This is a genomic window from Geobacillus lituanicus (genome assembly GCF_050994965.1).
Taxonomy (GTDB): domain Bacteria; phylum Bacillota; class Bacilli; order Bacillales; family Anoxybacillaceae; genus Geobacillus; species Geobacillus stearothermophilus.
Genome location: NZ_CP194773.1, coordinates 379,310 through 400,000, shown reverse-complemented (window position 1 = coordinate 400,000; position 20,691 = coordinate 379,310). Strand labels below are relative to the sequence as shown.

Sequence of the window (20,691 nt, the reverse complement as noted above, 5' to 3'; positions counted from 1 at the left end):
GAGACCGCCTGCGCGCGCTTTACGCCCAATAATTCCGGACAACGCTCGCCCCCTACGTATTACCGCGGCTGCTGGCACGTAGTTAGCCGGGGCTTTCTCGTGAGGTACCGTCACCGCGCCGCCCTCTTCGAACGGCGCTCCTTCGTCCCTCACAACAGAGCTTTACGACCCGAAGACCTTCTTCGCTCACGCGGCGTCGCTCCGTCAGGCTTTCGCCCATTGCGGAAGATTCCCTACTGCTGCCTCCCGTAGGAGTCTGGGCCGTGTCTCAGTCCCAGTGTGGCCGGTCACCCTCTCAGGCCGGCTACGCATCGTCGCCTTGGTGAGCCGTTACCTCACCAACTAGCTAATGCGCCGCGGGCCCATCCGCAAGTGACAGCCCAAAGGCCGCCTTTCAACCGAAGACCATGCGGTCTTCGGTGTTATCCGGTATTAGCTCCGGTTTCCCGGAGTTATCCCGGTCTTGCGGGCAGGTTGCCCACGTGTTACTCACCCGTCCGCCGCTGACCAAACAAGAGCAAGCTCTCGTTCGGTCCGCTCGACTTGCATGTATTAGGCACGCCGCCAGCGTTCGTCCTGAGCCAGGATCAAACTCTCCAAAGAAAGTTGATTGGCTGATTCCTTCGGCCAATGCGGCCGAAGTTTTTTTCATGACGCTTGCGTTTTGTTTAGTTTTCAAGGAGCTTGATCTTTACTTTAATGATGACAGCTATTACATAATAACTGATGGGCGATAAAAAGTCAATAGTTTTTTTATTTCGTTGTTGCCGGCGCAAGCAAAGTTGATTGTATCATGTTGATGTTGTTTATGCAACGGTATTTTTTGGACGGTTGGCAATTTAATTCAAAAAACAATGCGGAATGCGTTATTCTCAAGCTGAGAAACCTGCTGAAATCCGCTTCCTCTTTCGGCGATGAACAACAGCAGCAAGAGAAAATGATTGTTTTTCACCGGCCTTTTCGGTCGACTATTCATCCATTGGTGCACGCAAAACCTCCTCAATATATATATCATGTTGAGTGCTTAACAGAAGCAATCGTCCCGTCCTCGCTGCTTTGACAACCGGCCGGGTTGGCTCGTCTGGCTGAATCGACATGACTTCGGCTGTCTCACCGTTGGATAGTTTGACGACGGATCCTGTTTGCAGGCCGACGAGACGGTTCAACAGTACAGCGACGGCGTCTGCGCTCAATCTGCCGGCTTGCTGCCGCAACATCGTTTCAATAGCCCGAAGCGGCGGTTGTTTGCGCCGATACAAGCGCTCTGACGTCATGGCGTGGTACACATCCGCTGTTGCGACGAGTTGGCTGTAGGGGTGAATTTTTTTCGCTTTTAACTTGAGCGGATAGCCGCTGCCGTCGTTTCGCTCATGATGTTGCAAAACGGCTAGCTTCGCTCCATGGCTTAACGCTGTGATCTTCTGCACCATGCGGTAGCCGAGAATCGGATGTTGCTTCACTTCGTGGAACTCCACTTCAGTGAGCGCCGACGGCTTCGTTAAAATTTGTTTGCTCATTTTTGCCATGCCGCAGTCGGACAAGACGCCGGCTAAAACGACTTGGTGGCATTCCCCGCGGCTATACCCGAGCTCCATGGCTAAAAAGCCGGCGAGCAATCCTACACTGACGGCGTGATGATATAAATATTCCTCTTTTGTCGCATAATGGTGCAACGCAAGCAATTCCCGCTTGCAGCCTGTCATGTGTTCAAAAAGGGGAATGACAGCTTCCCTTATTTCATTGATGTCGACCGGCAAGCCGGACCGCCAAGATTGAAACCATGTCTTGTATTGACGGACGGTCTCTAAATATAAAGAGAGCGGCCATTGATCCTCCGCCGCGGCCGAATCCCCCGGCGAAAATGGTTCGCCGTTTGCGAGAAACGGCTCAATCTCCACTTCCTCTACAAGAAATTTTTCAAGCACTTGCAACAACGGTGTTGTAATAATAGTGTTTTTTGTCATAATCGGCCGTTTCGTTTTGCCGATTACATCTTCAGCAAGCACACAGCCTTCGCGAAGCTGGGAGCGCTTCACGCGAACCATCCATGTAGCCCCCCGTCTTTTTGTTTTTATCGTAGCACGATTTATCGTGACGGAGGCAAGCCTACGGCTTGCCTTCGACAGTCAAAAATGGATGAGCCACTTTTCCTTCAAGGATATGTTAAACGATTTCGTTGCATCTATATAGGCTGCAATAACAGCACTTTCGCAATTGGAAAGCCCAATAAGCGCGTTTCGCTTTCCGATTCGCCGTAAAAACAGACGCACGCATTTTCAAACGAAAGGGCGCCCCGCACCTGCAGGCGGAACGCCATTCAATTAAGCGGGATTCCCTTCTTCCTCTTTCTCTTCTTTTTCTTCCTCTGGCACTTTGGCAACTGTCGCTACACACTCATGTTCGTCTTCGTCCGAGAGGCGAATGAGCTTGACGCCTTGGGCAATTCTCCCTGTCCTGGAAATATCGCTGACAGCGATGCGGATCAGCACGCCGCCTGTCGTAATGACCATTAAATCTTCATTGCCGACGACTGTTGTCACTGCAACAACAGGACCGTTCCGTTCCGTGACATTGCATGTTTTCAACCCTTTGCCGCCCCGGCTTTGCACGCGATACTCCGAAGCTGGGGTGCGTTTGCCGAACCCTTTTTTCGTCACAACAAGAACATCATGATGGTCTTCCAAGATTTCCATGCCAACGACTTCATCGCCGTCATCGAGTGAGATGGCCTTGACTCCCGTCGCACTGCGGCCCATTGTCCGCACATCCGTTTCTGGAAAACGGATGAGCATCCCTCTTTTCGTGCCGATAATCAAATGTTTTTTACCGTCCGTCAACTTGACGGAAATCAGCTCATCCCCCTCGCGCAAGTGAATGGCGATGAGCCCATTGTTGCGGATGTGGGCGAAAGCTGAGAGCGGAGAGCGCTTGGCGATCCCTTGCTTTGTCGCAAACACGAGATAAAGTTCATTATCAAACTCATTTTCAATGGGAATCATGGCGTTGATCCATTCATCCTTGTCGAGCTCAAGCAAGTTGATGATCGGCAGCCCTTTGGCGGTGCGTCCGAATTCCGGAATTTCATAGCCTTTCGCCCGGTATACTTTCCCTTTATTTGTAAAAAACAGCACGTTGTCATGAGTAGAAGTGACGAGCAAATGTTCGACAAAATCATCCTCGGCTGTATGCATGCCTTGCACGCCCCGGCCGCCGCGTTTCTGGCTTCGATACGTCGATAACGGCAGGCGCTTAATATATCCTTTATGAGTGAGCGTAATGACGACATGTTCGTGCGGGATTAAGTCTTCGTCGTCAAACTGTTCGACAGCCCCCGCAATGATCTCTGTGCGCCGCTCGTCGTTAAACCGCTCTTTGATTTCGGCCAGCTCATCGCGAATGATCTGCAATACTTTCTCTTCGTCAGCCAACACCGCTTTCAACTCAGCGATGAGGCGGAGAAGCTCTTGATATTCCTGTTCAATTTTTTCCCGCTCGAGGCCGGTCAGCCGTTGCAGGCGCATATCTAGGATCGCCTGCGCCTGCCGTTCGCTGAGCGAAAACCGCTCCATCAACCCTTCGCGCGCTATTTCTGTCGTTCGCGAACGACGGATGAGGTCGATCACTTCATCCAAATGGTCAAGGGCAATGCGCAAGCCTTCAAGAATATGGGCGCGCGCTTCAGCCTTTTTCAGCTCAAAGGCAGTTCGACGGCGGATGACCGTTTTCTGGTGGTTCAAATAGTGCTCCAAACATTCTTTTAAGTTCAACACTTTCGGCTCGCCATCCACCAAGGCGAGCATGTTGATTCCAAAACTCGTCTGCAAGGCGGTATGTTTGTATAAGTTGTTTAACACGACCTTCGCGTTCGCATCGCGCCGCACTTCAATAACGATGCGCATTCCGCTCCGGTCCGATTCATCGCGCAAATCGGTGATGCCGTCGATTTTTCTCTCGCGCACCAATTCGGCGATCCGTTCAATCAGCTTTGCTTTGTTCACTTGATAGGGGAGTTCGCTTACAATAATCGTTTCCTTGCCATTGGCATGCTGCTCAATTTCAGCCTTGGCGCGCAACGTAATGGATCCCCGTCCCGTTTCGTACGCCTTGCGGATGCCGCTGCGGCCGATGATTTGCCCGGCCGTCGGGAAATCCGGACCAGGAATGTATTCCATCAAGTCGGCAACGGTCATCTCCGGGTTTCGGCTTAACGCCAACAGCGCATCGATGACCTCGCCAAGCTGATGCGGAGGGATGTTCGTCGCCATCCCAACGGCAATGCCTGACGAACCATTGACAAGCAAGTTTGGAAACCGTGACGGCAGCACAACCGGTTCTTTTTCTGAACCGTCGTAGTTATCTTGGTAATCGATCGTGTCTTTATTGATGTCGCGCAACAGCTCCATGGCGATTTTCGACATGCGGGCTTCCGTGTAACGCATGGCCGCTGCTGCATCGCCGTCGATCGACCCGAAGTTGCCGTGCCCGTCAACGAGCATGTACCGGTAGTTGAAGTCTTGCGCCATGCGCACCATCGTATCATACACGGCGGCGTCGCCGTGCGGGTGGTATTTCCCGATCACTTCGCCGACGATGCGGGCTGACTTTTTATACGGTTTATCAGCGGTCATGCCGAGGTCATGCATGGCATATAAAATGCGGCGGTGCACCGGTTTCAGCCCATCGCGCACATCCGGCAAGGCGCGGGAAACGATGACGCTCATGGCGTAGTCAAGGAACGACGAGCGCATTTCCTGGCTGATATTGACTTCGCGAATGCGCGATTGTTCATGTTCTGCCATTCATATAAACCTCCCTTTTGAGCCTTCTTCGGCCCGGTCTGCCTTTACAGGGAGCAGACATAGGCGGACGGCGGGCGCCGCTTCGTTTGCGCCCCGGTTGGCCCCGTCGGCAAAAAGAAGCGAGGAGGGCGGCCCCATCCCTCTCTTTTCATCCTAAATGTCCAAGTTTTTCACATAACGGGCGTTTTCTTCGATAAATTGGCGGCGTGGCTCGACTTTGTCGCCCATTAAAATTTCAAACGTTTCATCTGCGTCAATGGCATCTTGCAAGCTGACTTGAAGCAATGTTCGCTTTTCCGGGTTCATCGTCGTCTCCCAAAGTTGCTCTGGGTTCATCTCGCCCAACCCTTTGTAGCGTTGGATTGTCGGCTTCGGTTGTTCCGGCAGCTCAGCAAGAATTTTTTCGAGCTGGCGGTCGTTGTAAGCGTAGCGCACTTGTTTTCCTTGTTCGATTTTATACAGGGGCGGTTGGGCGATGTACACATAGCCGTGCTCGATAAATTGACGCATGTAGCGATAAAAGAATGTCAAAAGAAGCGTGCGGATATGAGCGCCGTCGACGTCCGCATCGGTCATAATGATGACTTTATGATAACGCGCCTTTGAGATGTCGAACTCTTCGCCAATGCCGGTGCCAAGAGCGGTGATGATCGCCCGCACTTCGTTGTTGGACAAGATTTTGTCGATTCTTGCCTTCTCAACGTTGAGAATTTTCCCACGCAACGGCAAAATTGCCTGGAAATGGCGGTCGCGCCCTTGTTTCGCTGAACCGCCCGCCGAATCCCCCTCCACGATATACAGCTCGCTGATCGACGGATCTCTTGACGAGCAGTCGGCAAGTTTGCCCGGCAAATTGGAGACTTCAAGCGCGCTTTTGCGCCGCGTCAGTTCGCGCGCCTTTTTGGCCGCCAGGCGGGCGCGGGCGGCCATCATCCCTTTTTCGACAATTTTTCGGGCAATGGTCGGGTGTTCGAGCAAAAACGTTTCAAATTGTTCAGAAAAGACAGCGTCCGTCACCGTGCGCGCATCGCTGTTGCCGAGCTTTGTTTTCGTCTGCCCCTCAAATTGCGGGGAGGGGTGTTTGATTGACACAATGGCCGTCAGCCCTTCCCGCACATCTTCCCCCGTCAAATTGGCATCATTGTCCTTGAAAATTTGCTGTTTGCGGGCGTAGTCATTGATGATGCGCGTCAACGCCATTTTAAAGCCGGATTCATGCGTGCCGCCTTCGTGCGTATGGATATTATTCACGAATGAATAAATGTTGCTCGTATAGCCGTCGTTGTACTGCAAGGCGATTTCGACAGCGATGCCGTCGCGCTCGCCGGCAATGTAAATCGGCTCTTCGTGCAACACTTCCCGCGTCCGATTCAAATGGCGGACGTAAGAGCGGATGCCGCCTTCATAAAAGTATTCACTTTTCCGGTTGTCAGCCCGTTCATCCGTCAAGGTGATTTTCAAGCCGCGGTTCAAAAAGGCGAGCTCGCGCAGCCGGGCGGCCAACGTTTCGTAATCAAACTCGGTCGTTTCTGTAAAAATTTCCGGATCCGGCTTAAAGCGGGTCGTCGTCCCGGTTCGGTCCGTCTCGCCGATGACTTGCAGATCGGTGCATGGCTCGCCCCGCTCGTATTTTTGATAATGGATTTTCCCATCTCGGTATACGTAAACTTCCAGCCATTCCGACAAGGCGTTGACGACCGAGGCGCCGACGCCGTGCAAGCCGCCGGATACTTTATAACCGCCGCCGCCGAACTTCCCGCCGGCGTGCAGAACGGTCATGATGACCTCAACAGCCGGCCGTCCGGTTGCCTCATGCACATCGACTGGAATGCCGCGCCCGTTGTCAGCGACCGTGATGCTGTTATCCTTTCCGATCGTCACATGAATTTCCGTGCAATAGCCGGCTAATGCTTCGTCAATGCTGTTGTCGACGATTTCCCAAACGAGGTGGTGCAGCCCTTTAGGCCCCGTCGAGCCGATGTACATCCCCGGGCGCTTTCGAACTGCTTCAAGGCCTTCGAGCACTTGGATTTGGCTCGCGTCGTACGCTCGCTCAACCCGTTGTTCCATTGTCATGCCAGATCACCTACGCTTTCTTTGCAAACGTTCAACGTTTTGCGGTCAAGAAGGGGCAGCTACCGAACCGGAGTGGACTCGATAAATAGCCGCTTCTTGAATGATATCGTGCTTAATGCCGTCAATGCTCGTTGTGGTCACGAAAGTTTGCACTTTTTTTCGGATCGCATCTAAGAGGTGGGTTTGCCGAAAGTCATCAAGTTCGGACAGCACATCATCGAGCAACAAAATGGGGTAATCACCTAACTCGGAAAAGATGAGCTCAATTTCCGCCAGTTTCACCGCCAGCGCGGTTGTGCGCTGTTGCCCTTGGGAACCGAACGTTTGGACGTTTTTTCCGTTGACGATAAACGCGATGTCATCGCGATGCGGGCCGGCAAGCGTCGTTCCCCGCTCGATTTCCCGTTTTCGCAAGGAAGCGAACGTTTCGCAGTATGCTTCTACTATTCTCGACAATTCTGCCTTTTCTGATACGTCGACCGACGGTTCATACCGAATGCCGAGTTGTTCAGCTCCGCGGCTGATTTCACGGTGGATCGGCATCGCCCACTGCTCAAGCAGCGACAAAAACTGGCGGCGCCGCAACGTAATCTTCGCCGCCAGCACGGCGAGCTGTTCGGTTAATACGTCAAGCACCGCCTCGTCGCCCCTCTCGCGCGTCTGCATCATCTTCAAGCAGTGGTTGCGCTGCTGCAACAGTTTTTGGTATTGACCCAAATCATGTATATAAACGGGGGATACTTGTCCGATTTCCATATCGATAAACCGCCGCCGCACTTGCGGACTTCCTTTGACCAGATTCAAGTCTTCCGGAGCGAACATGACGACATTTAACTGCCCGACATATTGGCTGAGCCGTCGCTGCTCAATATGGTTGCATCTCGCTTTTTTCCCTTTTTTTGAGATGAGCAGTTCAAGGGCAAGAGAACCGCTTCGTTTTTCCGCTCTTCCTTCTATTTTAGCATACTCTTCATTCCAACGGATAAGGTCTTTATCGTTCGATGTGCGGTGCGATTTCGCCATGGCCAATACATAAATGGCCTCCATCATGTTTGTCTTCCCTTGGGCATTTTCCCCGAGAATGACGTTGACGCCTTGGCTGAAATTCACCATTTCATGTTCGTAGTTGCGGTAGTTCGTTAACACTAAGTCGGTTAAAAACACCCGATCTTCACCTACTCTGCCCGTACAACGACAAACGTGCCGATTTGCTCAACATCCACCCGGTCGCCGTCTTTTAACTTCCGCCCGCGCCGGGTCTCTCTTTCGCCATTGACGAGCACGTTGTATTCCTGCAAAAACCATTTCGCAGCGCCGCCTGTATCAATTAACTGCACAAGCTTCAACAGCTGTCCTAACGTGATCGTTTCCGTTTTAATCGTCACCGTTTGTTCCATCCGTTCATCGCTCGCTTTCCTCTAAGTCGCCTATTCCTTTATTTTATCGAAAACATCGCCCGTCCGCAAAGAAAGCCGATGAAGAGAATGGGACGCAATTGTCCCCATCCTCTCCATCGGAGGCATTCCGAAAAGGACGGCGTCCATGACTGGATCGCCTTTTATGCGTTTCCGACATACATCAATATGTTCTTACCGGCAAAATGAGCTGCAGCATCGAGTCGGTGTAAAGCGGACGCAGCACGAACGGGCGCATTGCCCCGGTGAAACTGATTTGAATATCGGTGCCATCAAGGGCCCGGAGTGCATCCATCATATATTTTGCGCTGAACGAGATGTTTAACTCTTCCCCTTCAAGTGATTCGGCCTGCAACTGTTCCGTCACTTTCCCGATTTCTGGAGAAACCGAGGAAATTTCCAACAGCCCTCCCGGGAGCGTCGTCAGTTTCACGACATTGTTTCTCCCTTCCCTTGCAAGCAGTGATGCCCGGTCAATCGCTTGCAAAAACTCTTTCGCATTGACGGTCATCGTTGTTTTGCTTTCTGTCGGAATCAGGCGGGCTGTTTCCGGATAGTTTCCGTCAAGCAGCCGGGAAAAGAAAAGAAGATGTTCCGCTTTAAACAACACTTGGTTGGCCGTTATGACAATATCGACCGGAGCGCTGCCGTCGTCCAAAATTTTGCTCAGCTCGTTTAGGCTTTTCCCCGGAATGACGACGTTGTACGACACAGCATGTCCTGCTTCAATTTTTACCTTTCGCATCGCCAAACGATGGCTGTCTGTCGCCGTGCAGACGAGTTCGTTATTCTCCACTTTCCAGTTGACACCTGTCAAGATGGGACGCGTTTCCGATGTTGAAACAGCAAAAACAGTTTGTCGGATGATTGTCTTCAATAGATCAGCCGGAATTTGAAAGACGTTTTCTTCCTCAATTTGCGGCAACCGCGGATATTCGTCGGCATTTAAGCCATTGAGACGGAATTCCGAGTGGCCTGAGCGGATGACAGTCAAAAAGTTGTCTTCCGTCTCGATCTCGACAGTTTGCTGCGGCAGCTTTTTGACAATTTCAGCAAAAAAGCGAGCTTGCAGCACGATGCTTCCCGGCCTTTTGACATCAACGAGCAGCCGACCTTCTTTTTCAAGCGGAATGAACGACTCGATCGAAATATCGGAGTCGCTGCCTGTCAATGTCACCCCAAGGGCCGTCGCTGTCAGTTTAATCCCTGTCAAAATCGGAATCGTCGTTCTCGTCGATACAGCTTTCATCACATCTTGGACGCTTCTTGCCAGCGCTTCACGGTCAATCGAGATGTTCACTTGCTGTTCCTCCTCGTTTTAATGGTGATCGGAAATAAATTATAAAAATATAAAAAATAAAAACCGTAGTACTAGTAGTATGGCTTGTTGGTATGTGGATAACCAAGAAAAGCGAAGCAAGCACAGCTTGCCCACATGTGGATAAGCTGTGCGTAAGACAGCGGCGGTTATTCACAGTTGCTTCAGCTTTTCTTGGATTTCTTTCACATGTTTCTGCAGCTGCGTGTCGGTTTGCAAAAGCTTTGATATTTTTTCATGGGCGTGGATGACCGTCGTATGATCGCGGCCGCCAAATTCGTCGCCGATTTTCGGCAGCGAACAGTCGGTCAGTTCGCGGGAGAGATACATGGCGATTTGCCGGGGGAACGCGACCGATTTTGTCCGTTTTTTTGCCTTAAAGTCTTCAAGCTTAATATTGAAATGCTGTCCAACAACGCGCTGAATGTCTTGGATCGTGATCACTTTGGGCTTCGCGCTCGGAATGATATCCTTCAATGCTTCCGCTGCCAGGTCAGCCGTGATTTCTTTATTGATAAGCGATGAGTAGGCGACGACGCGGATGAGGGCGCCTTCGAGCTCACGGATGTTCGAATCGATTTGATTGGCGATATAAAGCATCACTTCGTTCGGAATGTCAAACCCTTCCGCTTTCGCTTTTTTTCGGAGGATGGCGATCCGCGTTTCCAAATCAGGCGGCGTGATGTCGGTGATCAGCCCCCACTCAAAGCGCGAACGCAAGCGGTCTTCAAGCGTCGGGATTTCTTTAGGCGGCCGGTCGCTTGAAATGACGATTTGCTTGCTTTCCTCGTGCAGCGTGTTAAACGTATGGAAAAATTCCTCCTGCGTTTGTTCTTTTCCAGCCAAGAACTGAATATCATCGATTAGCAGAACGTCAACGTTTCGATACTTGTTGCGAAAATCGTCCGGGCGGTTGTCGCGAATGGCGTTAATAAACTCGTTTGTAAACTTTTCTGAAGATAAATAGACAACTTTCGCGGACGGGTTATGTTCAATGACGTAATGGCCGATCGCGTGCATCAAATGCGTTTTTCCAAGTCCGACTCCGCCGTAAATGAAAAGCGGGTTGTACGCCTTGGCCGGGGCTTCGGCGACCGCGAGTGATGCAGCATGGGCGAACCGGTTGCCGGAGCCGATGACAAACGTGTCGAATGTATATTTCGGATTTAACATGCTTTGCGGGAAATCATTCGCTTCCTCGTACTGCTTCCGCTGTTTTTTGGCCGGTTGAAACTCGAGTTCTTCGTCAGCCTGGTTTGGCGGAATGATAAATTTGACGGCCAGCTCTTCGCCGGTAATGGCGTAGATCGTTTCCCCAATTAAATGGGAATAGCGGGAATCAAGCCAGTCTCTAGCAAACTCGTTCGGGGCTACGATGACGAGCGTGTCACCACGCAAAGAGTGGGCTTTCGTTGACTTGAGCCAAGTCTCAAAGCTCGGCTTGCTGATTTTCCGTTCAATTTCCTGAAGCACGCGATCCCATAAATCATGGATATTTTCCACCCGTTGCCCCTCCCTTTTAATTCAGAGGATAATCATTTGTTTAAAAAAATAAGTTTGTGGAAAAGATATATTAAGGAAAAAAGACGGCTTTTCGACAAAATCCACCAACTGTGGACAACATTATAAACAAGATGTGAAAAAACATATCCACAACCTATCCACAAGTGTGGATAGGTTTTTTTATCCACACAGTTATCCATTGTCGACCATAGTGAAAACACAATAATAATAGCAAATAAAGCGGCTTGTTGCAACGGAATTTTTTGATTATCCACAAAACGGACAGGCTGTGAAAAAAACGTTATCCACACCATTGCGTATGTGAAAAAAATGTCGATAAATGTTGTGGATTGTGGTTGGGGGCAGAAAAATTTATCCACATCAAGGCCGCCTCAAGAAAAGAGAAAGGGGCGGTTGACATTTGCTGAGATTGTTCAATATAATGAGAAAGACTGCCCGTAACAGTTATTCCTTCAGGGAGGTGTCATAGATGAAACGGACGTATCAACCAAATAGACGGAAGCGCAGCAAAGTGCACGGGTTCCGCGCGCGCATGAGCACGAAAAATGGGAGAAAAGTATTGGCGCGCCGCCGTCGCAAAGGAAGAAAAGTATTGTCTGCATAATAGGCCACTGAAGCTTCAGTGGTCTTTTTTCTCAATGTTTTGGCGGCGGGAAACTAGGCAAATGGAGTGTTTTAGGGGCATGAAAAAAAAATATCGCATCAAAAAAAACGAGGAATTTCAAGAGGTGTTTCAGCAGGGCGTCTCGGTGGCGAACCGCCAGTTTGTCGTCTACACGCTTGACCGTCCTGAGCAGCCTTATTTTCGCATTGGGCTGTCAGTCAGCAAAAAGCTTGGCAAAGCGGTTGTCAGAAACCGGATCAAACGATACGTCCGCCAATGCTTTCTTGAATTGAAAGAAGAGGTCGCCCCTGGCAAGGACTATGTCATTATTGCCAGGCAGCCTGCGGCGGAAATGGGCTACGCGGAAGTGAAAAAAAGTTTGATCCATGTGCTGCGGAAAGCCGGGGGGCTGAAAAAGGAGGCTGAACGCCGGATTTAGCCTGAAAAAACGCTCTCACAAGGGCGGAAAAAGATGATAAAATACATACAGTGAACTTGTACATGTGGGAGGAAAAAGAAGGTGAAAAGGCGAATACTATTCATTGCTTTGATCGGTGCATTGGCTGCCATGCTGGCCGGATGCACGGAAATCAATCAGCCGATCACTCCGGAAAGCAAAGGATTTTGGAATGAGTATATCGTTTATCCGCTCTCCTGGCTGATCAAATATGTGGCCGGGCTGCTCGGCGGAAGTTTTGGGTTGTCGATTATTGTCGTCACTATTTTAATCCGTTTGTTGATTTTGCCGCTGATGATCCAACAGACGCGCAATGCCAAAGCGATGCAAGCGCTTCAGCCGGAAATAGAGGCGTTGCGTAAAAAGTACAGTTCGAAAGACGCTCAGACACAGCAAAAGCTCCAGCAGGAAATGATGCTCTTGTTCCAAAAGCACGGGGTCAATCCGATGGCCGGCTGTTTGCCGATTTTAATCCAAATGCCGATTTTAATCGGTTTTTACCACGCGATTATGCGGACAAGGGAAATTGCCCAACATAATTTTTTATGGTTTGACCTTGGCGAAAAGGATCCGTACTTTATTTTGCCGGTCATTGCCGGGGTGACGACGTTTATCCAGCAAAAGATCATGATGGCCGGCTCCGCTCAGCAAAACCCGCAAATGGCGATGTTGCTTTGGATGATGCCGATTATGATCGTCATTTTCGCCATCAACTTCCCGGCAGCTTTGTCGCTGTACTGGGTCGTCGGAAATATTTTCTCCATTGTGCAAACGTATCTCATTAAAGGGCCGGAGATTGCCGCCCATTCAGGAGGAGCGAAAAAGTGAAAGAAGTGACCGCGACTGCCCGGACAGTCGAAGAGGCGGTGCAGTTGGCGCTCGCGCAGCTTGGCGTGCCTCGAGAGCGTGCGGTTATTGTTGTGCTCGATGAAGGGAAAAGAGGTTGGTTTGGCTTGTTTGGCGGCCGGCCGGCGGTTGTCAAAGCGGTGTTGAAAATGGATCCGGTTGAGGAGACGGTGCGCTTCTTGCAGCAAGTCATTGCGCATATGGGAGCGGAAGAGGCAGACGTCGAAGCTGTCCGCCGCGGCAAGCAAGTGACGCTCCACATCCATGGGGGGCCGGTCGGTTTGTTGATCGGCAAACACGGCCAAACTTTAAATGCTCTCCAGTTTTTGGCGCAGCTTGTCGCCAATCGCCATGCGGAGGAATATGTGTCGATTGCGGTTGACGTGGAGCATTATCGCGAACGAAGGGAAAAGGCGCTTGTGGAACTGGCGCACAAACTGGCGGCTCAGGCGGTCAGGACAGGCAAAGAAGTGAGGCTGGAGCCGTTGCCTGCCCATGAACGCAAAATCATCCATGCTGCGTTGGCCGGCCATAAGCATGTCTCTACCTATTCGGTTGGAGTTGACCCGCACCGCCTTATTGTTGTTTCCCCGATAACAAGCAAAAAATCGCCAACGAAAAGGACGCCCCTCTAACGAATTGTGGAGGAGGCCTCTTTTTTTGCCCTCTTTCGCTTGTGTACTTGCGGCTGCGCGAAAATGGGCCAGCAATATATTTTTCCACAGCGGGGCTGAGCGTGCCATATTGTTATTCATATGTGGATAAGTTAAAATTGAACTAAACAACTATGCACAGGGAACATGCGGCTGAGAAAGGCTGTGGATATAGAAGAAACGGAGAAAAGCGAGGTGAAAAGCGGTGACACAATTGGATACGATTGCCGCCATTTCAACGCCGATGGGCGAGGGGGCGATCGCCATCGTCCGGCTGAGCGGAGATGAGGCGGTGGAGATCACTGACCGGCTGTTTCGGAGCCCGAGCGGGAAGCGGCTGAAAGACGTCCCGTCGCATACGATCCATTACGGGCATATTGTCGACCCGAAAAGCGGCCGGGTCGTCGAAGAAGTGATGGTGTCGGTCATGCGGGCACCGAAAACATTTACACGCGAGGACGTGGTGGAAATTAACTGCCATGGCGGATTTGTTTCCGTCAACCGCGTTTTGCAGTTAGTGCTCGCCAACGGAGCGCGGCTTGCCGAGCCGGGCGAGTTTACGAAGCGGGCGTTTTTAAACGGGCGCATTGACTTGTCCCAAGCGGAGGCGGTCATTGACTTGATTCGGGCGAAAACGGACCGGGCCATGAATGTCGCCTTGCAGCAAATGGAGGGGCGCCTTTCCAAGCTCATCCGCGAGCTGCGGCAGACGATTTTGGAGACGCTGGCGCATGTTGAAGTGAACATCGATTATCCCGAATACGATGATGTCGAGGAGATGACGCCGCGGCTGCTAAAGGAGAAGGCGCAATATGTGCGCCGGCAAATTGAAAAGCTTTTGTCGACCGCCAATCAGGGGAAAATTTTGCGCGAAGGGTTGGCCACGGTCATTATCGGACGGCCGAACGTCGGCAAGTCTTCGCTGTTAAATGCGCTCGCCCATGAAAATCGGGCGATCGTCACCGATATCCCGGGGACGACGCGCGATGTCATTGAGGAGTATGTCAACGTCCGCGGCGTGCCGCTCCGCTTGATTGATACGGCCGGCATCCGGGAAACGGAAGATGTTGTCGAACGAATCGGCGTCGAGCGCTCCCGGCAAATGTTGAAGCGGGCCGATTTAATTTTGCTCGTTTTAAACTACCACGAACCGCTGACAGAAGAAGATGAACGGCTGTTTGCGATGACGGAAGGGATGGATGTCATCGTCATTGTGAATAAGACCGATTTGCCCAAGAAGATTGACATGGAGCGCGTGAACGAGCTGGCGGCCGGCCGTCCGGTCGTGGCGACGTCGTTGTTGCGCGAACAAGGAATTGATGAATTGGAACAGGCGATTGCTGACTTATTTTTCGGCGGCGAACTGGAAGCCGGCGATTTAACATACGTCTCCAACTCCCGCCATATCGCCTTGCTCGAGCAGGCGAAACAGGCGATTGACGATGCCTTGGCCGGCATTGACGCCGGCATGCCGGTCGATCTTGTGCAAATCGATTTGCGCCGGGCGTGGGAGCTGCTTGGCGAAATCGTGGGTGATACAGTGCACGAAAGTTTGATTGATCAGCTGTTTGCTCAATTTTGTTTAGGAAAATAAGCAAGGAGGAAACAAGCATGGATTACCAAGGAGGATCGTATGACGTCATCGTCGTCGGCGCCGGCCATGCCGGCTGTGAAGCGGCATTGGCGGCTGCGCGCATCGGGGCGAAAACGCTCGTCATCACCCTTAACCTTGATATGATTGCGTTCATGCCGTGCAACCCGTCGATCGGCGGCCCAGCAAAAGGGATCGTCGTGCGTGAAATCGACGCTCTCGGCGGGGAAATGGGAAGAAACATCGATAAAACATACATTCAAATCCGGATGCTCAACACCGGGAAAGGCCCGGCCGTGCGCGCGCTGAGGGCCCAGGCTGATAAAGTGCTGTACCAGCGGGAAATGAAGAAGACGCTTGAAAGGCAGGAAAACTTGACGCTGCTGCAGGGCAAAGTCGAGCGGCTCATCGTGGAAGACGGCGTCTGCAAAGGCGTCGTTACGCAAACGGGGGCTCATTATTACGCCAAGGCGGTCGTCATCACAACCGGGACGTTTTTGCGCGGGGAGATTATCATTGGCGACATTAAATATTCGAGCGGACCGAACAATCAGCAGCCGTCGATCAAGCTGTCCGAGCATTTAGAGGAGCTTGGGTTTAAGCTCGTCCGCTTTAAAACGGGCACGCCGCCGCGCGTCAACAGCCGGACGATCGATTACAGCAAAACGGAAATTCAGCCGGGCGACGAAGAGCCGCGGGCGTTTTCGTACGAGACGACAACATACATCACGGATCAGCTGCCGTGCTGGCTGACGTACACGACGGAGGAAACGCACCGAATCATCGATGAAAATTTGCATTTGTCGCCGATGTACTCCGGCATGATTAAAGGAACCGGACCGCGCTATTGCCCATCGATCGAAGATAAAGTCGTTCGGTTCCATGACAAGCCGCGCCATCAAATTTTCCTCGAGCCGGAGGGGCGGGAAACGGAAGAAGTGTACGTGCAAGGACTGTCAACGAGCCTGCCGGAACATATTCAGCGCAAGCTTCTTGAAACGATTCCGGGGCTTGAGAAAGCGCAGCTCATGCGGGCGGGATATGCGATCGAGTATGATGCGATCGTGCCGACCCAGCTCTGGCCGACGCTCGAGACGAAGCTTGTGAAAAACTTGTACACCGCAGGGCAAATCAACGGTACGTCCGGCTATGAAGAAGCGGCGGGCCAAGGCATTATGGCCGGCATTAACGCCGCCCACCGTGCGCTCGGTCGCGAGGAGATCATTTTAAGCCGTTCGGACGCCTATATTGGCGTCTTAATCGACGACTTGGTGACGAAAGGGACGAACGAGCCGTACCGCTTGCTCACCTCGCGCGCTGAATATCGGTTGTTGCTCCGCCACGACAACGCCGATTTGCGCCTGACCGAGCTCGGCTATCGGATCGGCCTCATTTCCGAAGAGCGGTATCAAAAATTTTTGGCGAAAAAAGAGGCGATCGAGCGGGAGAAAAAGCGGCTGCAAACGGTGATCATCAAACCGACGCCAAAAGTGCAGGAAGTCATCCGCGAAGCGGGCGGAAGCGAGCTGAAAGACGGCATCCGCGCCGCTGATTTGCTCCGGCGTCCGGAAATGACGTATGAACATATTCGAAAACTGGCGCCGGCGGACGAGGACATCGCTCCGGAAGTGGCCGAGCAAGTCGAAATTCAAATCAAGTACGAAGGCTACATCCAAAAATCGCTGCAGGAAGTCGAGCGGCTCAAAAAAATGGAAAACAAAAAAATCCCGGAAGATATCGATTACGACGCCATCCAAGGGCTGGCGACCGAGGCGCGGCAAAAACTGAAGCAAGTGCGGCCGCTCTCAATTGCCCAAGCATCGCGCATTTCCGGCGTCAATCCCGCCGATATTTCGATATTATTAGTGTATTTGGAACAAGGAAGAATCGCGCGCGTGTCGAATGAATAAATCATGAGGGAAAGGATTGGCATATGGAGGCGACACAATTTCAATCCATGCTCGAAGAGAGAGGGATTTCCCTCTCTTCCCGGGCGCTTGCGCAGTTTGAGCGCTATTATGAACTGCTTGTGGAATGGAATGAGAAAATGAATTTGACTGCCATTACGGACAAGCCCGGCGTCTATGTAAAGCATTTTTTTGATTCGGTTTCTCCGGCTTTCTATTACAATTTTTCCGCGCCTATATCGCTTTGCGATGTCGGCGCCGGGGCGGGGTTTCCGAGCATTCCGCTCAAAATTTGCTTTCCGCAGCTGCGCATCTCGATCGTCGATTCGCTGCAAAAGCGCATCCGCTTTTTGGAGCATCTCGCAGCAGAGCTGGAACTTGCGGATGTAGCGCTGTACCATGACCGCGCCGAGACGTTCGCCCGCCAAAAGGGGATGCGCGAATCGTTCGATGTCGTCACGGCTAGAGCGGTGGCGCGCATGCCGGTGCTTGCCGAACTTTGTCTTCCGCTTGTGAAGACAGGCGGTACATTCATTGCGATGAAAGCTGCCTCAGCGCCGGAAGAGCTGAAAGAGGGGGAGAAGGCAATTTCTGTGCTTGGCGGGGAGGTGGCGGCGGTGGAAACGTTCATGCTGCCGTTCGAAGAGGGCGAACGGACGATCATTTTCGTCCGCAAAACGAAAAAGACGCCGGCTCGATATCCGCGCAAGCCGGGAATGCCGAGCAAACAACCGATTCAATAAAACCCCTTGCAGACGGCGCGGGGGTCCGTCCCTCCGCTTTGCGTCCTATGCCAAGGGAAACAAAAGACGGCCTAAAGCAGCGGCGTATGCCGGGCAAAACAGAGAATATCGGCCAAGTATGTCCAAAGGTGGTGTAGGGGGATGAAGCATCCGTTTTCGCGCTTGTTCAGCTTTGGAGAAAAAGAGCAAGAAGAAATGGGAGAAGACAAAGACCGGGAAGAAGTGCGCCATATTCCCGTTTCCAGCATTATTCCAAACCGTTTCCAACCGCGCGCTGTGTTCGATGAGGAGAAAATCGATGAATTGGCGTTGACGATCCGCACGCATGGCATTATTCAACCGATCGTTGTGCGTGAATGCGGAAACGGCCAATTTGAAATCATTGCCGGCGAGCGGAGATGGCGGGCGGTGCAAAAGCTTGGCTGGACGGAAATCCCCGCTATTGTGAAAAACTTAAACGACAAAGAAACCGCCTCCGTCGCCCTCATCGAAAACCTACAACGCGAGGAATTGACGCCGATCGAAGAGGCGATGGCGTACGCCAGGCTGATCGAGCTGCACGATTTGACGCAGGAGGCGCTCGCCCAGCGCCTTGGCAAGGGGCAATCAACGATCGCCAACAAGCTGCGTCTCCTAAAACTCCCTCAGGAAGTGCAAGAGGCGCTGTTGCAGCGGACGATCACTGAGCGCCACGCACGCGCGTTAATTGTGTTGAAAGATAAAGAGAAACAGCTGAAACTGTTGCAAGAAATCATCGACAAACAGCTCAACGTCAAGCAGACGGAAGACAGGGTCGTCAAGATGCTCGAGGCTGGCGAGCGAAAGCCGAAGCCGAAACGGAAGGCGTTCAGCCGCGATATGCGCATCGCCGTCAACACGATCCGCCAATCGCTCTCCATGGTGGAAAACAGCGGCGTATCCGTCCATTCCGAAGAAGAGGAATTTGACGATTACTATCAAATTACGATTCGCATCGCGAAAAAATAATCATCAAGTCGCCTTTTGCCTCATCAAGCGCAGCTGATGAGGTTTTTTTCTTTCAGAAAACAAAGTCATTTTCCTTTTTTCATGGTAAAATAGAATTTACGAGTAAGGAATAGAGGTAGGTGGCACCGTGGGCAAAGTCATTGCTATTGCAAATCAGAAAGGCGGAGTCGGAAAAACGACAACAGCTGTCAACCTGTCGGCCTGTTTGGCGCATCTCGGAAAAAAAGTGCTGCTCGTTGACGCCGATCCGCAAGGAAACGCGACAAGCGGCATCGGCATTGAAAAAGGCGATGTCGACGAATGCATTTATAATGTCATTATTGGCGATATGAAGGCGAAAGAGGTCATTCGGCCGACGAACATTGAAAACTTATATGTCATCCCGGCGACGATCCAACTTGCCGGTGCAGAAATTGAGCTTGTTTCGGTCATTTCCCGAGAAATCCGGCTCAAAAATGCGCTTGAGCCGCTGAAAGCCATGTACGACTTTATCATTATCGATTGCCCCCCTTCGCTAGGGCTGCTGACGCTGAATGCGCTGACGGCGGCCGATTCCGTCATGATTCCCGTCCAGTGCGAATATTATGCGCTTGAAGGGCTCAGCCAGCTGCTGAACACGATTCGGCTTGTGCAGCGCCACTTAAACTATAATTTGCGCCTCGAAGGCGTCTTGTTGACCATGCTCGATGCGCGGACGAATTTAGGGTTGCAAGTCATTCAGGAGGTCAAAAAGTATTTTCGCGAAATGGTGTACGAAACGATCATCCCGAGAAACGTGCGGCTGAGCGAAGCGCCAAGCCACGGCAAGCCGGTGATTTTGTACGATGTCAAATCGCGGGGGGCGGAAGTGTATTTAGAGTTGGCGAAGGAGGTGCTTGAGCGTGGCTAAAGGTCTTGGCAAAGGCATTAATGCGCTGTTTCACAACCTCGAACTCGACGGAAAAGAGGGAGTGGTGCAGGAGGTCAGCATTCATGTCCTTCATCCGAATCCATACCAGCCGCGGAAAACATTTCAGCCCGAAACGATCGAAGAGTTAAAACAGTCCATTTTGCAGCACGGCATTTTGCAGCCGCTCATCGTCCGCCGGTCGGTCAAAGGGTTTGAAATTGTCGTCGGCGAGCGGCGCTACCGGGCGGCAAAAGAGGCGAACCTGCAGTTTGTGCCGGTCGTCGTGCGCGAACTGACCGATGAACAAATGATGGAGTTTGCCCTTTTGGAAAACTTGCAGCGCGAAGATTTGAACCCGATTGAAGAAGCGATGGCTTATAAAATGTTGATGGACAAACTGCATCTGACCCAGGAGGAAGTCGCCAGCCGCGTCGGAAAGAGCCGCCCACACGTCGCCAATCATGTGCGCCTCTTGTCGCTTCCTCCCGACGTGCAAAAACTGCTTGCCGATGGAACGCTGTCAATGGGCCATGGACGTGCGCTGCTCGGGCTGAAGCAAAAAAGCAAAATGAAGTTCGTGATCGAGCGGATTGTCCGCGACGGGCTGAACGTCCGCCAGCTCGAGAAACTGATCCGGCAAATCAACGAAAATGTTTCACGTGAAACATCGAAACGGAAACCGCCGGAAAAAAGCGTGTTTCTCCGTGAGAGCGAATCGCTGTTGCGCGAAAAATTCGGCACAAACGTCACGATCAAACAGACGAAGAAAAAGGGGAAAATTGAAATCGAGTTTTTTTCTCCGGAAGACTTGCAAAGAATATTGGAACTGCTTGATGTGCAGTTCGACGAGTAGAGCGGCCTGGCAATAAAGGCCGGTTTATT

At 51.8% G+C, this 20,691-nt stretch carries 18 protein-coding genes and 1 rRNA gene (1 of these 19 running past the window's edge); 10 read left to right on the top strand and 9 right to left on the bottom strand.

Features of this window, described 5'->3' with window-relative positions; all coding sequences use genetic code 11:
• The 9 genes from ACR1UW_RS01905 to dnaA form a co-directional block, all read right to left on the bottom strand.
• Positions 1 to 603 (bottom strand): 16S ribosomal RNA (locus tag ACR1UW_RS01905); it reaches 956 nt to the left of the window's first position.
• Between the two features lie 241 nt (positions 604 to 844).
• Entirely contained in the window at positions 845 to 988 is a 144-nt protein-coding gene (locus ACR1UW_RS01900) for a hypothetical protein (protein ID WP_155734064.1), read from the bottom strand.
• Positions 969 to 2,045, bottom strand: a complete 1,077-nt coding sequence (locus tag ACR1UW_RS01895) for an HD-GYP domain-containing protein (RefSeq protein WP_237421018.1) — start codon at positions 2,043 to 2,045, stop codon at positions 969 to 971. Before ACR1UW_RS01895 ends, ACR1UW_RS01900 begins: the two co-directional genes overlap by 20 nt.
• A 276-nt stretch (positions 2,046 to 2,321) precedes the next feature.
• Positions 2,322 to 4,799: a DNA gyrase subunit A gene (gene gyrA / locus ACR1UW_RS01890; RefSeq protein ID WP_237421017.1), complete on the bottom strand. Its 2,478-nt coding sequence runs from the start codon at positions 4,797 to 4,799 to the stop codon at positions 2,322 to 2,324.
• Between the two features lie 153 nt (positions 4,800 to 4,952).
• A complete protein-coding gene (gene gyrB, locus ACR1UW_RS01885; RefSeq protein WP_498934409.1) occupies positions 4,953 to 6,875 on the bottom strand; it encodes a DNA topoisomerase (ATP-hydrolyzing) subunit B in 1,923 nt (640 codons plus the stop codon).
• Positions 6,876 to 6,920: 45 nt separating this feature from the next.
• Positions 6,921 to 8,039, bottom strand: a complete 1,119-nt coding sequence (gene recF, locus ACR1UW_RS01880; RefSeq protein ID WP_094239399.1) for a DNA replication/repair protein RecF — start codon at positions 8,037 to 8,039, stop codon at positions 6,921 to 6,923.
• An 11-nt stretch (positions 8,040 to 8,050) separates the two neighbouring features.
• Entirely contained in the window at positions 8,051 to 8,272 is a 222-nt protein-coding gene (yaaA, locus tag ACR1UW_RS01875) for a S4 domain-containing protein YaaA (RefSeq protein WP_033011987.1), read from the bottom strand.
• 181 nt (positions 8,273 to 8,453) lie between these two features.
• Entirely contained in the window at positions 8,454 to 9,590 is a 1,137-nt protein-coding gene (gene dnaN / locus ACR1UW_RS01870) for a DNA polymerase III subunit beta (RefSeq protein WP_033011986.1), read from the bottom strand.
• Between the two features lie 171 nt (positions 9,591 to 9,761).
• Positions 9,762 to 11,111 carry a chromosomal replication initiator protein DnaA gene (gene dnaA / locus ACR1UW_RS01865; RefSeq protein ID WP_033014241.1) on the bottom strand — a complete coding sequence of 450 codons (1,350 nt, stop codon included), beginning with the start codon at positions 11,109 to 11,111 and terminating at the stop codon, positions 9,762 to 9,764.
• Between the two features lie 490 nt (positions 11,112 to 11,601).
• Between dnaA and rpmH the strand changes: the two genes are divergently transcribed.
• The 10 genes from rpmH to ACR1UW_RS01815 all read left to right on the top strand — a co-directional run bounded on the left by rpmH (position 11,602) and on the right by ACR1UW_RS01815 (position 20,662).
• Complete coding sequence (gene rpmH, locus ACR1UW_RS01860) at positions 11,602 to 11,736, top strand: 50S ribosomal protein L34 (protein ID WP_020961658.1); 135 nt, start codon at positions 11,602 to 11,604, stop codon at positions 11,734 to 11,736.
• A gap of 79 nt (positions 11,737 to 11,815) precedes the next feature.
• The gene (gene rnpA / locus ACR1UW_RS01855; RefSeq protein WP_033014243.1) at positions 11,816 to 12,175 is read left to right on the top strand and encodes a ribonuclease P protein component; all 360 of its coding nucleotides are present in this window, start codon (positions 11,816 to 11,818) and stop codon (positions 12,173 to 12,175) included.
• Positions 12,176 to 12,256: 81 nt separating this feature from the next.
• Positions 12,257 to 13,021 (top strand): YidC family membrane integrase SpoIIIJ, encoded by a 765-nt coding sequence (spoIIIJ, locus tag ACR1UW_RS01850; protein WP_237421015.1) that lies wholly within the window; start codon positions 12,257 to 12,259, stop codon positions 13,019 to 13,021.
• A complete protein-coding gene (jag, locus tag ACR1UW_RS01845; RefSeq protein ID WP_094239398.1) occupies positions 13,018 to 13,674 on the top strand; it encodes an RNA-binding cell elongation regulator Jag/EloR in 657 nt (218 codons plus the stop codon). Before spoIIIJ ends, jag begins: the two co-directional genes overlap by 4 nt.
• A gap of 223 nt (positions 13,675 to 13,897) precedes the next feature.
• On the top strand, positions 13,898 to 15,286 hold the full coding sequence (gene mnmE, locus ACR1UW_RS01840; protein WP_033014247.1) for a tRNA uridine-5-carboxymethylaminomethyl(34) synthesis GTPase MnmE: 1,389 nt from the start codon (positions 13,898 to 13,900) through the stop codon (positions 15,284 to 15,286).
• A gap of 17 nt (positions 15,287 to 15,303) precedes the next feature.
• Positions 15,304 to 17,193, top strand: coding sequence for a tRNA uridine-5-carboxymethylaminomethyl(34) synthesis enzyme MnmG (mnmG, locus tag ACR1UW_RS01835; protein WP_033010846.1), 1,890 nt, complete (start codon positions 15,304 to 15,306; stop codon positions 17,191 to 17,193).
• A 23-nt stretch (positions 17,194 to 17,216) separates the two neighbouring features.
• Positions 17,217 to 17,933, top strand: a complete 717-nt coding sequence (gene rsmG, locus ACR1UW_RS01830; protein ID WP_033010847.1) for a 16S rRNA (guanine(527)-N(7))-methyltransferase RsmG — start codon at positions 17,217 to 17,219, stop codon at positions 17,931 to 17,933.
• A 141-nt stretch (positions 17,934 to 18,074) separates the two neighbouring features.
• Positions 18,075 to 18,920 carry a nucleoid occlusion protein gene (noc, locus tag ACR1UW_RS01825; protein ID WP_033010848.1) on the top strand — a complete coding sequence of 282 codons (846 nt, stop codon included), beginning with the start codon at positions 18,075 to 18,077 and terminating at the stop codon, positions 18,918 to 18,920.
• A gap of 127 nt (positions 18,921 to 19,047) precedes the next feature.
• A complete protein-coding gene (locus ACR1UW_RS01820) occupies positions 19,048 to 19,809 on the top strand; it encodes a ParA family protein (protein ID WP_033010849.1) in 762 nt (253 codons plus the stop codon).
• The gene (locus ACR1UW_RS01815; protein ID WP_033010850.1) at positions 19,802 to 20,662 is read left to right on the top strand and encodes a ParB/RepB/Spo0J family partition protein; all 861 of its coding nucleotides are present in this window, start codon (positions 19,802 to 19,804) and stop codon (positions 20,660 to 20,662) included. The genes ACR1UW_RS01820 and ACR1UW_RS01815 overlap by 8 nt, the downstream gene beginning before the upstream one ends.
• Positions 20,663 to 20,691 lie beyond the last annotated feature (29 nt).

What these genes read in the sequence shown, in the direction of transcription:
- rpmH (WP_020961658.1), top strand. Translation starts at nt 11,602, where the DNA reads ATGAAACGGACGTATCAACCAAATAGACGGAAGCGCAGCAAAGTGCAC.
- rsmG (WP_033010847.1), top strand. Translation starts at nt 17,217, where the DNA reads ATGGAGGCGACACAATTTCAATCCATGCTCGAAGAGAGAGGGATTTCC.
- noc (WP_033010848.1), top strand. Translation starts at nt 18,075, where the DNA reads ATGAAGCATCCGTTTTCGCGCTTGTTCAGCTTTGGAGAAAAAGAGCAA.
- yaaA (WP_033011987.1), bottom strand. Translation starts at nt 8,272, where the DNA reads ATGGAACAAACGGTGACGATTAAAACGGAAACGATCACGTTAGGACAG.
- gyrB (WP_498934409.1), bottom strand. Translation starts at nt 6,875, where the DNA reads ATGACAATGGAACAACGGGTTGAGCGAGCGTACGACGCGAGCCAAATC.
- rnpA (WP_033014243.1), top strand. Translation starts at nt 11,816, where the DNA reads ATGAAAAAAAAATATCGCATCAAAAAAAACGAGGAATTTCAAGAGGTG.
- mnmG (WP_033010846.1), top strand. Translation starts at nt 15,304, where the DNA reads ATGGATTACCAAGGAGGATCGTATGACGTCATCGTCGTCGGCGCCGGC.
- ACR1UW_RS01895 (WP_237421018.1), bottom strand. Translation starts at nt 2,045, where the DNA reads ATGGTTCGCGTGAAGCGCTCCCAGCTTCGCGAAGGCTGTGTGCTTGCT.
- gyrA (WP_237421017.1), bottom strand. Translation starts at nt 4,799, where the DNA reads ATGGCAGAACATGAACAATCGCGCATTCGCGAAGTCAATATCAGCCAG.